Source organism: Pectobacterium actinidiae (genome assembly GCF_000803315.1).
GTDB classification, from domain to species: domain Bacteria; phylum Pseudomonadota; class Gammaproteobacteria; order Enterobacterales; family Enterobacteriaceae; genus Pectobacterium; species Pectobacterium actinidiae.
This window is the reverse complement of record NZ_JRMH01000001.1, coordinates 1,029,285-1,042,341: the sequence shown is the minus strand read 5'-3', so window position 1 is coordinate 1,042,341 and position 13,057 is coordinate 1,029,285. Positions and strand designations below refer to the sequence as shown.

10 protein-coding genes are annotated in these 13,057 nt (G+C 50.3%); 2 read left to right on the top strand and 8 right to left on the bottom strand.

Features of this window, described 5'->3' with window-relative positions; genetic code table 11:
* Positions 1-289: 289 nt before the first annotated feature.
* The 3 genes from KKH3_RS04315 to KKH3_RS04305 form a co-directional block, all read right to left on the bottom strand.
* Positions 290-2,068: a SmdB family multidrug efflux ABC transporter permease/ATP-binding protein gene (locus KKH3_RS04315; RefSeq protein ID WP_039356187.1), complete on the bottom strand. Its 1,779-nt coding sequence runs from the start codon at positions 2,066-2,068 to the stop codon at positions 290-292.
* A complete protein-coding gene (locus KKH3_RS04310) occupies positions 2,061-3,830 on the bottom strand; it encodes a SmdA family multidrug ABC transporter permease/ATP-binding protein (protein WP_039356184.1) in 1,770 nt (589 codons plus the stop codon). The genes KKH3_RS04315 and KKH3_RS04310 overlap by 8 nt, the downstream gene beginning before the upstream one ends.
* Positions 3,831-4,033: 203 nt before the next feature.
* Positions 4,034-4,495 (bottom strand): Lrp/AsnC family transcriptional regulator, encoded by a 462-nt coding sequence (locus tag KKH3_RS04305; protein ID WP_005976040.1) that lies wholly within the window; start codon positions 4,493-4,495, stop codon positions 4,034-4,036.
* Between the two features lie 344 nt (positions 4,496-4,839).
* Between KKH3_RS04305 and KKH3_RS04295 the strand changes: the two genes are divergently transcribed.
* Together KKH3_RS04295 and queC are read left to right on the top strand one after the other, a co-directional pair.
* Entirely contained in the window at positions 4,840-5,916 is a 1,077-nt protein-coding gene (locus KKH3_RS04295) for a PLP-dependent cysteine synthase family protein (RefSeq protein ID WP_039356178.1), read from the top strand.
* A 99-nt stretch (positions 5,917-6,015) separates the two neighbouring features.
* A complete protein-coding gene (gene queC, locus KKH3_RS04290; RefSeq protein ID WP_039356175.1) occupies positions 6,016-6,711 on the top strand; it encodes a 7-cyano-7-deazaguanine synthase QueC in 696 nt (231 codons plus the stop codon).
* A gap of 80 nt (positions 6,712-6,791) precedes the next feature.
* Here queC and KKH3_RS04285 read toward each other — a convergent pair whose 3' ends face one another.
* The 5 genes from KKH3_RS04285 to lon form a co-directional block, all read right to left on the bottom strand.
* Positions 6,792-7,190 (bottom strand): YbgC/FadM family acyl-CoA thioesterase, encoded by a 399-nt coding sequence (locus tag KKH3_RS04285; RefSeq protein WP_039356172.1) that lies wholly within the window; start codon positions 7,188-7,190, stop codon positions 6,792-6,794.
* A 105-nt stretch (positions 7,191-7,295) separates the two neighbouring features.
* Entirely contained in the window at positions 7,296-7,661 is a 366-nt protein-coding gene (locus KKH3_RS04280; protein WP_039356169.1) for a helix-hairpin-helix domain-containing protein, read from the bottom strand.
* A 138-nt stretch (positions 7,662-7,799) separates the two neighbouring features.
* A complete protein-coding gene (gene ppiD, locus KKH3_RS04275; RefSeq protein ID WP_039356166.1) occupies positions 7,800-9,680 on the bottom strand; it encodes a peptidylprolyl isomerase in 1,881 nt (626 codons plus the stop codon).
* A 350-nt stretch (positions 9,681-10,030) separates the two neighbouring features.
* Positions 10,031-10,303, bottom strand: coding sequence for a nucleoid-associated protein HU-beta (gene hupB / locus KKH3_RS04270; protein ID WP_005976031.1), 273 nt, complete (start codon positions 10,301-10,303; stop codon positions 10,031-10,033).
* Between the two features lie 197 nt (positions 10,304-10,500).
* Complete coding sequence (gene lon / locus KKH3_RS04265) at positions 10,501-12,882, bottom strand: endopeptidase La (RefSeq protein ID WP_039356163.1); 2,382 nt, start codon at positions 12,880-12,882, stop codon at positions 10,501-10,503.
* Between the last annotated feature and the right edge of the window lie 175 nt (positions 12,883-13,057).

Sequence of the window (13,057 nt, the reverse complement as noted above, 5' to 3'; positions counted from 1 at the left end):
GTCTACGTCATGATTAAAGCAAAGGGTGTGCCATAAATGATTTATCTGGCATAAATCAGGAAAGAGGACGCTATTAACGATAAGACAGGGCAAAAAGAAAACAGTATGGGAAAGGAATGTAGGAAAATTCGGGCAAGAATTGCACCAAATAAGTGCATGAAGAGTATTTTCAGTGCAACTCGGGCGAAAACCAGAATCACGATGCTTATTGATGGTGCGAAGCCATGAATAGACTGTCAGTCTGCACCACACAAGGCGGTGCAGACCTGGATACTACCTCAGGTAAGTCTCAGTGCGCAGGGCAAGATTCAGTACTGGTAGCAGCAAGATCCTCTCCCGCGAGTTGCAACTGATACATTTGATAATAGCGACCCTGCTGTTGCAGCAACTGCTCATGCGTTCCCCGCTCAACGGTTTGCCCATGATGGAGCACCATAATCGTGTCGGCCTCAACGATAGTGGAGAGCCGATGGGCGATAATAATCAAGGTCGTTTGTTCCCTGATAATGCGCAGCGCCTTCTGTACCGCCTGCTCCGTACCTGAGTCAATATTCGCAGTCGCTTCATCAAGAATCAGGATCTTAGGCGTTTGCACCAGCACCCGCGCAATCGCCAACAGCTGTTTTTGTCCGGTAGACAGGTTATTTCCCTGCTCACCAATGCGCGTATGCAATCCTTCAGGGAAAGCCCGAACCAGTTCAGCAAGTTGAACCACTTCCAGCACGCGCCAGACGTCCCCCTCGCTGATATCACGCCCCAGCGTCACATTCACAAACATGGATTCCGCCAACACAACCGGATCCTGTTGCACCATTGCCACATTTTGGCGCAAAACCGCATGAGAGAGCGTCGATAGCGGACGGCCATCGAGCCGAATCTCGCCCTCATCTGGCGCGTAATACCCCATAAGCAAACTGGCTAGCGTACTTTTCCCACTACCGGTATGCCCGACCAGCGCGACGAACCCGCGATCCGGGATCGTCAGCGAGATATTCTGTAGCACGCGTTTTTCTGTACCGTATGAGAAAGAAACATCGTCAATATCGACGCGCCCCGAAGCAAGCGGACGATCATCATCGCCGTACCCCTGTTTTGCGCCATCCATCAACTCAAAGATACGTTCACCGGCAACAACGGCCTGCTGTAACATGGATTGTTGAGTTGTCAGCTCAATCAGCGGTTCATTCAGACGGCCTAAATAGTTGATAAAGGCGTATAAGACCCCAACGCCAACCGCTCCGATCGAGCTAAAACCGAATTGGATCAATAGACCGCACAGTACCATCGCAGCAAACAGGCTCAGCAGCGGCCGCAGCAGGAAACCTTCCAGACGCAAGGCCATCATCCGCGCTTCATAATGTTCGTGACTAGCGGCACCCAGCTTCTTGCCAAAGCGAGCCTGCTGGCGAAACTGCTGAATGACGCCCATGCCATTAATCACTTCATTGAAACCATCATTAATGTCGGCCAGATAGCTCCGCACTTTGCGCACAATCGGCGTACTAAAACGATGGTACAGCACCATGACCGTGGCGACCGCAGGGAAAATCATCAGCGCAACCAGCGCCATCTTCCAGTTCAGGCTGAACATCGCCACCAGCATCGCCCCAACCAGCGCCGCACTGCGTAACACCGTTGACACCACCATGACGTACAGGTCTTTCACCACCTCAGTGTCATTGGTGACGCGTGAAATCAGTTGCCCGACAGGTTGCGTATCAAATGTACTCAGTGGCTGGCGCAACGCCGCATCCATCACATCAATACGCAATTGCTGAACGACACCCACCGCAACACGATTAAACAGCAGCGTCTGAAAATAGTGCAACGAGGCCGCCAGAATTTGCAGCAGGATATAAGCTATTGCCAGGCCAGCCGCAATCGCCAGCGGGAACTGGCCTTTTGCTACCAAGTCGTCAATAAAATAGCTCACCAATACGGGGCCTGAGACTTCAGCGATTGCAGCAATCCACAGCATCAGGACACCCTGTAACAATGGTTTTCGCCAGGGTGAACCGTAGGCCAGCAGACGTTTCAGGGTTGGCCAAAACTGTTGAGGGCTATTCATTTTTCGTTCCTTCCAACTGCGGCACATCATCCAACGCCGCCTCCAGCTGTTGATAACGGTACATATCCCGATACCAACCAGGCTGTGCCGCCAGCGTCCGATGTGTACCACGCTGCACGGTTTGCCCTTGCTGCAATACCACGATTTCATTCGCTTCGGTTAGGGCTGACAGGCGATGTGCACTAATAATCAGCGTCCGTTTTTCGCCCCACGTTTTGAGATTCTGCAAAATCTGGTGTTCCGTTCGCCCATCAACCGCAGACAGCGCATCGTCCAACACCAGAATTTCTGCATCCAGCAGTAATGCTCGGGCAATCGCGATCCGCTGTTTTTGACCGCCTGATAACATCACGCCGCGCTCTCCGACTTCAGTCTGGTAACCCTGAGGCAAACGCAGAATATCGTCATGAACGCTGGCAAGCCGCGCTGCCTGTTCAATTTGTTGTTGGGTAGCATCAGGCCGACCCAGTGCGATGTTTTGTGCCACCGTATCGGAAAACAAAAAGGGCATTTGCCCTACAACAGCAAAACGACTCCGAAGCTCATCCAACCGAATAGCGCTCAATGGGCGATCGTGATAACGAATCTCTCCCGATTGGGTATCGAAATGACGCAAAATCAACGCCAGCAGCGTACTTTTACCCGAACCTGTCGGCCCACATAGCCCCAGCATATTGCCCGGCGCCAGCGTAAACTGAATATGTTGTAACGCATCACGGGTATTATCCGGGTAGCGAAACGCAGAGATATTCACGTCCAGCACGCCTCGCTCGGCAGGCAAGGATTCCTCACCGTCTTTCACCACGAGTTCTTCCGCAAGCAACTGTCGAATACGGCTATATGCCGCGCTACCACGCTCAACAATATTAAACATCCAGGCCAGCGCTAGCATTGGCCAGATCATCAATCCCAGATACATAACGAAGCTGGTCAATAAACCTAACGTCAGCGAACCGTTAATCACCATCCAACTACCGCCGCCAATCGCCAGCAAATTCGAAAGCCCAACGGCAATATAAATGGTGGGATCGAAGCGGGCATCAACACGGGCGACCTGCATATTTTTAGCACCGGCGTCCGCCGCAACCTGCGCAAAACGTGCAGATTGATAGTTTTCCAACCCAAAGGATTTAATCATCCGAATGCTGGTCAAACTTTCCTGCGCCTGATCGTTCAGCGAAGAAAACGCCGCCTGTGCGGATTTAAAACGGTTATGCAGCTGTGTGCCGTAGCGTTTGATGAAAATCGCCATAAACGGCATCGGAAGCAACGCCAGCAGAGTGAGTTCCCAACTGATCTGCGTACACATGACAACCAGCACAGCGCAGCCCATTACCATCGAATCGACCAGCGTCAGCACGCCCTCTCCGGCGGCAAAGACCACACGATCGACATCGTTAGTCGCACGCGCCATCAGATCGCCAGTACGGTGACGTTGGTAAAACGCCGGATGCTGGCGGCTCAGTTGACGGTAAAAATCCTCTCGTAGCTCAACCGCCAACTGGTATGACGCACCAAACAGGAACACGCGCCACACGTAGCGCAGCAGATACACCATGATAGCCGTGAGCAGCATTACGCCAATCCACTTCATCATTTCGGTCATCGACATGCCGTGTTGCGTCACGCCATCGACAATTACGCCGACCAGTTTAGGGGGGAGCAATTGCAGAATGGCAATCACAATCAATAGCGCAATAGCGCCCAGATAGCGCCGCCATTCGCGGCGAAAATACCAACTCAGTTGAGCAAACAGTCTCACGCGGTTTTCATTCCAATAGCCAGACGGGTCATGACAGACTCAGAAAGGTGATTATACAAAAGACGGATATACACTAAATAATTCAAGTTTCAGGAAGGCGGCAAGAGAAGGAATCCCGATGAGCTTACTCAAGTAAGTGATTCGGGTGACTGAATGCTGCCAACGCACATGCAACTTGAAGTATGACGAGTATGAACGATGAATCACAGGGATAAAGGCAGTGCCGTGGTATGTTTGATTCGTTCCATAGCAAAGCTTGATGTTACATCGACCAGCCCAGGAATACCATTCACCAGCCGCTTATAGAAATCATCATAGCTTTTCATATCAGCAACCTGAACCTGCATCAGATAGTCGTACTCACCAGCCATGCGATAGAAAGCCAGCACTTCCGGCATGTCAGACACTACACGGGTGAAGGTTTGATACCAGTCACGGTTATGCTGCTGCGTCTTCAATAAGACAAACGCCGTCAGCCCTAGACCCAGACGTTCATTATCCAACAGCGCCACCCGAGCCCGGATGATCCCTTCCTCCTCCAGACGTTTCAGCCGTTTCCAGCATGGCGTAGATGTCAGGTTAACCGCATCGGCCAGCGTCTGTAGCGAAAGCGTGCAATCCTGTTGCAACATATTCAGCAGTGTGCGATCAATTTTATCCAGCATAGTTCTACCTAATATAGTTTTACCCAATATGGCGCCATCGATAGAAAACGTTTCCTACTCTCCCCCATTAAAAGAGAAAAGTAATACTCTTCCGCCGAAAAATTGCGGCGATAGCACCATTGGCATGGTGATGACCCTACCGACCTGCGTTGCATAAACCCCGCCGTTCCCATCAATTTCGAGATAGTAACTCACCATGCCCCGCATGTGGAAAAATACCCCATACTTAGATATAAAAAGAGTAAATAATTCCCTTAAATTACCCATAAGGAGATAAAAAGGTAATTTTTTTATCCTAAAAACTCGTTACTCTATTTACATCACAGCCTAACCGAGTTTTCATCATGACCAATGCCTGGGTTAAAAATGCCATCAGCGCTATCGAAGCAGATTTTCAGCGTTCGGCTGATACGCATCTTATCCGACTGACCCTACCGGACTATCCCGGGATCTATTTTTATCTCAAAGATGAAAGCACGCACCCCAGCGGTAGCCTGAAGCATCGCCTGGCTCGTTCCTTATTTCTCTACGGGCTGTGCAACGGTTGGATTAAAGAAGGCACGCCAATTATCGAAGCGTCATCCGGCAGCACAGCCGTGTCAGAAGCCTATTTTGCCCGTTTACTTGGCCTGCCGTTTATCGCCGTCATGCCCTCCTGCACTGCAAAAAGAAAAATCGAGCAAATCGCTTTCTATGGCGGACGCTGCCATTTTGTCGAACAGGCAGGACAAATCTATGCCGCATCCGAACAGCTCGCACAAGAGATGAACGGCCATTATATGGATCAGTTCACCTACGCCGAACGTGCCACCGACTGGCGCGGCAACAACAATATTGCCGACAGCATTTACCGCCAAATGGCACGTGAACCGCATACCGTGCCGGATTACATCGTGATGAGCGCAGGAACTGGCGGAACGTCAGCCACGCTCGGACGCTACATTCGCTATCAGGGGCTGGATACGCAACTGGTCGTCGTCGATCCAGAACATTCTGTCTTCTACGACTGTTACCAACAGCGTGATCGCTCCATCACTGGCCCATGTGGTAGCCGGATAGAAGGTATTGGTCGCCCGCGTGCCGAACCGTCTTTTATTCCTGACGTCATTGATAGCATGATCAAAGTGCCAGATGCTGCCAGCATCGCAACGCTGCACTGGCTGGAAAGCGTGTTAGGCCGCAAAGCGGGAGCCTCTACCGGCACCAACGTCTGGGGTATGCTGCAACTGGCCAAAGAGATGGTGAACCGAGGTCAAAAAGGCGCGATTGTGACCCTGCTGTGCGACAGCGGCGAACGCTATCTGGACACCTACTACAACAGCAGTTGGGTAGAAAAAAATATCGGCGACATAACCCCGTACCTTGATGCCCTGAACACCCCAGAAATGTCATCTCTCATGCCGGAACTCAGCCCGGTGTAAGGCTGGTGTATTCAGCGCACAGCCGCAGCGCTGAATACGGGCTATTTTTCAGGTAACATAGCGGCTTTGCATCACACCCCGCACTAAGGTGAATGAAGAATGAAGCGTGCTGTTGTCGTTTTTAGCGGTGGACAAGATTCCACAACCTGCCTGATTCAGGCTCTGCAAGATTATGATGACGTCCACTGCATCACCTTCGATTATGGGCAACGTCACCGTGCTGAAATTGATGTCGCTCGGGAACTCAGCCAGAGACTGGGGGCAACAGCACATAAGGTTCTGGACGTCGGTTTACTGAATGAACTCGCCACCAGCAGCCTGACGCGTGACAATATTCCAGTCCCCGATTACGACGCCAATTCACAGGGCATCCCCAACACCTTTGTTCCAGGAAGAAATATTCTCTTCCTGACGCTCGCCTCTATCTACGCCTATCAGGTTGGTGCAGAGGCAGTCATTACCGGTGTATGTGAGACCGACTTTTCCGGCTATCCAGATTGTCGCGACGAATTCGTCAAGGCACTGAATCAGGCCATTGTTTTAGGCATTGCCCGCGATATTCGTTTTGAAACCCCGCTGATGTGGCTTAATAAGGCTGAAACCTGGGCGCTGGCGGATTATTACCAGCAACTCGATACCGTTCGTTACCACACGCTGACCTGCTATAACGGCATCAAGGGTGATGGTTGTGGTCAGTGTGCCGCCTGCCATTTACGGGCAAATGGGCTCGCGCAATATCAAAACGACGCCGCCGCTGTCATGGCATTACTAAAACAGAAAACAGGGTTACGCTGATACTTCACGTCACCACGCAGAAACGCCACACCAAGTAAAAAAACAGGCCACGCCGTGCAGCAATGGCCTGTTGTTTCATGTTAACGGCGAATCTCATTTAAGTGTTCCAGTAGTTCGCCCTCCAGCAGCAGTGCTTTTTGCGTCGATAAATCGATGCAAACAAACGTCAACGTGGCATCCGCCACATCGCTTTCATCAGATACCCGGGTTATCTTCTGACTGATCACGCCACTTTTCGTATTCATCTGTAGCAGTTCGCTATCAATACGCAGCACGTCACCGAGAACGGCAGGCTTGCGATAGTTGATATTGATGTTCACCACGACGAAAGCAATCTTGTTGCGATGCATCCAGCCAAAAGCAGGCAATGTTTCCAGCCATTGCCAACGCGCCTCTTCCAAAAATTCCAGATAGCGCGCGTTATTAACGTGCTGATAAACATCAATGTGATAACCACGAACGGTAATGAAAGTCTGCATAGCGGTAATACTCCTGTGACAACACCAATAACTGGTATGACCTGATAATTAGCCTAGCAGAGGTTCACAGCCCAGAAGAAATGCTCGACTGGGCTGCGACTAATATCACAGTTTTAAACGAGTGAGATTTCGCTCAACCAACGCCGCCCCAATTCCTGGAACCTCCGTTAATTGATCGACCTGGGTAAAAGGGCCATTTTGCTCACGATAGCTAACGATCGCTTCTGCCTTTTTAAGGCCGACGCCATTCATTATTTCCGCCAATTCAGCGGCGCTTGCGGCATTAATGCTCACCTTATCTTCATCACCATCAGGAAGCGTTGCTTTTTCCGCTTTCTGATCTGCTGGCGCAGACTTCACCGCTGTCGCCGTACTGTCGGCCGATTTAGGTGCCGCCTGACCCAGCAATGGCAACCCAGACAAACTCATTCCAATGATTAAGCACAGTGCTTTTATTCCTGATTTTTTCATGCTGTTTCCTCCTTGTGTGTGACAGCACCGCTACCTTGCCGCAGACCCATCAACACCGCAAACAGCAGAATTTAAATGTGGAAAAGGCCGCGAAAGCGGCCTTCTGTTGTTGCAACGATTTGCAAATTTTTGCGGAGCTTATTGCTGTTCTTGCGCCGCATTGCCCATCTTGATTTTCGCTTCACTACGCAAGCTGGACAGCAGAGAATCAAACAGTGCGCCCAAAGAACCTTGCTGAACCTGGCTGGCAAACTGTGTTTTCTGCTCGTCGTTTAGCTGATGTGGTGTCACGCTATCCAACGCCACCAGCACGACATTACGAGCCTGATCCTGAGTAATTGCATAAGATGGCTTATCCTTTTCTGGATGAGGCATAGCAAAAATTGCCTCGGCCGTTGCATCACCCTGAGAGATAGAAGACATCGTTTTTGCTTCACCAAAGCTCAGACCTGCCGCTTTAAGCGCATCGTCTTTACCTTGCTTCAGCTCAGCCAGAATTTTTTCAGCGTCTACACGAGCCTGCTGTTCAGCCTTCTGACGTTTCAACACCTCAACGATCTCAGTACGCACCTGATCCAGAGGGCGAGTACTTTCAGGCTTGTGCTCCGTGATACGCAGAACAAAAGCACGATCGCCGTCGACATTAATCACATCAGAGTTGTTGCCCGCAGCACCGTTTTCGCCCAACAGTGCACCGCTAAAGATAGCCTGCGTTACCGGCTGGAAGTTCAGCGCAGCAGGAACTTTCTCACGCGTAAACCAGTCGGTCTGCGTGGCTTTCACACCGGCAGCTTCTTCTGCTGAGGCCAGAGATTCGTTGTCATTGCTTGCCGCTTCGCTGACTTTTTGTTGCAGCGCATAGTAACCATCCTGCGCTTTCTCATGCTTCACTTTCTCAGCGATCTCGGCACGCACTTCGCTCAGCGGTTTGACCTGCTGAGGTTGAACATCATCCAGACGCACAATCAGATAGCCAACAGAAGATTTAATCGCGTCAGAAACCTGACCTTTCTCCGTCAGTTTTGCCTGCTTCAGCTCATCAATTGTGCTGTTTTCGTCCATCCATCCCAGATCGCCACCGTTGCGACGCGAGATAACGTCCGTTGATTTTTCTTTCGCCAACGTAGCGAAATCGCCACCTTGCTTCAGCGCATCCAGAACAGACGTTGCATCAGCCTCATTTTTCACCTGAATAACACTGAATTTTTTGCGCTCAGGTTGGGAGTAATCGTTCTTGTTCTGTTCGTAGAAATCGTTGATGGCAGCATCGTCTACTTTCACGCCGTCCATGATGCTTGCCGCATCCAGCGTGATATAGCTGACTTTGAATTCTTCTGGTGCGATGAAATTCCCTTTGTTTTGATCGTAATAACTCTGGACTTCATCGTCAGCAACCGTCTGGGCTTTCGCCTTGGCAGCAATATCAATGGTTGCGACACGAACCACGCGATCTTGTGCCGCCAGTTTCACCAGATTATCGATCTCCTGCGGCAGCAGGAATGCGGTATTACCAAAGCCGCGAATCAGCTGCTGTGAAGTCAGTTGCTTACGCAGCATCAGAGCATACATATCCGGCGTTACGCCAAGGCGACGAACCTGATCCAGATACTTTTCATTATCAAAACGGTTGTTGGTCTGAAACGCCGGAACGTCAAAGATTGCCTGTTTGATTTGCTCATCACTGATGTTCAGTCCCAATTTGTTGGCATACTGATCCAACAACGTTTCATCAATGAGTTGGGAGAGTGCCTGCTTACGCAATTGCTGCATGTAGCCGTCATTACTCGCCAGAAGAGAGAAATTCTCACCCAAGGTTTCCTGCTGACGACTACGTTCGTTCTGTACCGCCTGCTCAAGCTGTGCGCGGGTAATTTCCTGCCCGTTCACCTTTGCAGCGTAATCTCCTGAACCACCAATAAGATAATCACCAACGCCAGTTAGAACGAATGATGCGATGATCAAAGCAAGAATAATTTTGAGCACGACGTTATTCGCGGCCGTACGTAAATTGTCCATCATAATGTGACAACACTCCGCTGTAGAATGGATAAAACTCCCTGCGCTGGCCGGAGCCATGCATCCTTGCGATTGCTATAGCCCAATACAAGGCTAGGGCGCACTAAGCTTATTGCCCGCCACCAGAACGGCCAGCTACGATGTTTAGAAACAATGTTGATGTTTAAAAAACAATACCATCGGTTTTAACGTCGCCTTCGCTACGTTCTGTCGCGTGTCGGGTATGTATAGTCCTATATAAATAAAAGGCACATCATAAAATGATGCGCCTCGTATCTTACCCTACCAATATCATTGCGTCAGGTATTGTTTGGCACCCAAAGTGGTTATCAGCCAAACCTGTGACGTAATAATCAGTTAACGGCGTCTTTCAACGTTTTACCAGCACGGAATCCTGGTACTTTCGCCGCAGGGATACTGATTTCCTTACCCGTTTGCGGGTTACGGCCGGTACGAGCAGCACGTTCACGCACTGAGAAAGTACCAAAACCAACCAAAGCAACATCATCCCCTTCTTTCAGGGATTCGGTAACGGAACCAATAATTGCATCTAACACACGCCCTGCTGCCGCTTTGGAAATATCAGCATCTGCGGCAATTTTGTCGATCAATTGTGACTTGTTCACTCTGTCATCCCCTCTGGAATTCTCTTATCGCGCTTCAATGTCCCAAGACGCGACACGTAACTTATTATCAATACTGTCATGCTCAGCCCGTTACGGCTAAAACTAACAGTGCTCTAACTTAGCGGTACAAAAAAAAGCTGGCAAGCACGATTTCACTCACCAGCCCTGATTTTCTCAAGGGTTTTTGCGACAGGTCACTATTTTGCCTTGGCTTTGGTCTTGGCTTTCGGTGTCGAGACCACTTGCATGCCAGAAGGCGCATTCTGCAACGCGAACGCTAACACTTCCTCAATACGTTTCACCGGATGGATTTCCAGATCGGCAATCACGTTCTGTGGGATATCCTCCAGATCGCGCTTGTTGTCATCTGGAATCAATACTGTCTTGATACCACCACGGTGTGCGGCCAGCAGCTTCTCTTTCAGACCACCAATCGGCAGCACCAAACCACGCAGGGTAATTTCCCCTGTCATCGCCACATCGGCACGCACCGGGTTCCCTGTCAAACAAGAAACCAATGCAGTACACATCGCGATCCCCGCACTCGGGCCGTCTTTCGGCGTCGCACCCTCTGGAACGTGAACATGGATATCACGCTTCTCGTAAAAATCAGCATTGATGCCTAATTTTTCCGCTCTGGCACGAACGACGGTAAGCGCAGCCTGAATCGACTCCTGCATGACCTCACCCAACGAACCGGTATACGTCAGTTTACCTTTGCCCGGAACACATGCGGTTTCAATCGTCAGCAGATCGCCGCCAACTTCCGTCCAGGCCAGACCAGTCACCTGCCCTACGCGATTTTCATCGTCCGCACGACCATAGTCAAAGCGCTGTACCCCAAGGAAATCCTTAAGGTTATCGCCCGTAATCTGGATATGCTTAGTCGATTTATCCATCAACAGCGTTTTTACTGCTTTACGGCATAGCTTGGAGATTTCACGCTCAAGGCTACGCACGCCAGCTTCACGCGTGTAATAACGGATAATGCCAACAATCGCACTGTCCTCTACAGACAGCTCGCCATTTTTCAGCGCATTACGTTCGATCTGCTTCGGCAGCAAATGCTGTTTGGCGATATTCAGTTTTTCGTCTTCGGTATAGCCGGAAAGACGAATGACTTCCATACGGTCAAGCAGCGGTGCCGGGATGTTCATGGAGTTAGACGTCGCAACAAACATCACATCGGACAGATCGTAGTCGACTTCAAGATAGTGATCGTTAAACGCTACGTTCTGCTCAGGATCGAGCACTTCCAACAGAGCAGAAGCCGGATCGCCACGCATATCGGAAGACATCTTGTCGATCTCATCCAGCAGGAATAGAGGGTTTTTCACACCGACTTTCGCCATTTTCTGGATCAACTTGCCCGGCATTGAACCGATATAGGTACGGCGATGCCCGCGGATCTCCGCTTCGTCACGCACGCCACCCAGCGCCATGCGCACATATTGACGTCCGGTCGCTTTGGCGATGGATTGACCGAGCGAGGTTTTACCCACGCCAGGAGGCCCCACCAGACACAGAATCGGCCCTCTAATCTTGCTGACACGGCTCTGTACCGCGAGGTATTCGAGGATACGTTCTTTCACGCGATCCAAACCATAATGGTCGGTATCCAGCATTTCCTGCGCTTTCAGCAAGTCTTTCTTCACTTTGCTGCGCGCATTCCACGGCACCTGCACCATCCAGTCGATATAGCTGCGCACTACCGTCGCTTCTGCCGACATCGGTGACATCATTTTCAGCTTTTGTAGCTCAGCTTCAGCTTTTTCACGCGCGTCTTTCGGCATTTTCGCCGCTTCAATCTTGCGCTTTAACGCTTCGTGTTCATCCGGAGCGTCATCCATCTCACCCAGCTCTTTCTGAATGGCTTTCATTTGCTCATTCAGATAGTACTCACGCTGGCTTTTTTCCATTTGCTTCTTAACGCGGCCACGAATCCGTTTTTCTACCTGCAACAGGTCGATTTCAGATTCCATCATCGCCATCAGGTACTCCAAACGTTCAGTGATATCGAACATTTCAAGTACAGACTGCTTATCAGCCAATTTCAGCGGCATGTGCGCAGCAATGGTATCGGCTAAACGCGCAGCATCATCAATGCTGTTCAGAGACGTCAGCACTTCTGGTGGGATCTTTTTGTTTAGCTTGATGTATCCCTCAAACTGATTGATCGCCGTACGCATGAGCACTTCCTGCTCGCGTTCATCAATCGCAGGAGAATCAAGATATTCTGCGTGTGCAGCGAAATGCTCACCGCTGTCAGAAAGCGTCGTAATACGCGCACGCTGTAACCCCTCGACCAGCACTTTTACCGTGCCGTCCGGCAGTTTCAGCATTTGAAGAATTGAGGCTACCGTCCCTACCGAGAAAAGATCGTTAATACTTGGCTCATCCGTTGAGGCTTCTTTCTGTGCCACCAGCATGATCTTCTTATCATGATCCATTGCGGCTTCAAGGCACCGAATCGATTTCTCACGACCAACAAACAACGGAATGACCATGTGCGGATAAACCACCACATCGCGCAATGGCAATACGGGGATTTCTATGCGTTCGGAACGCTCAGGGTTCATAGAGCTCTCTCTTAGTTTCGTTTCCGCCAGGTTATGGGAATCTCATGAAACGCGGTTTTCACGGGTTTCATCAAATAGGTATTTGAGTATATGGGGATAAATGTCTCACATTCAACGACCAGCATGCGTGTAAAAAACAAATGGGGGATAAATCCCCCATTTTTATTTTTTGATA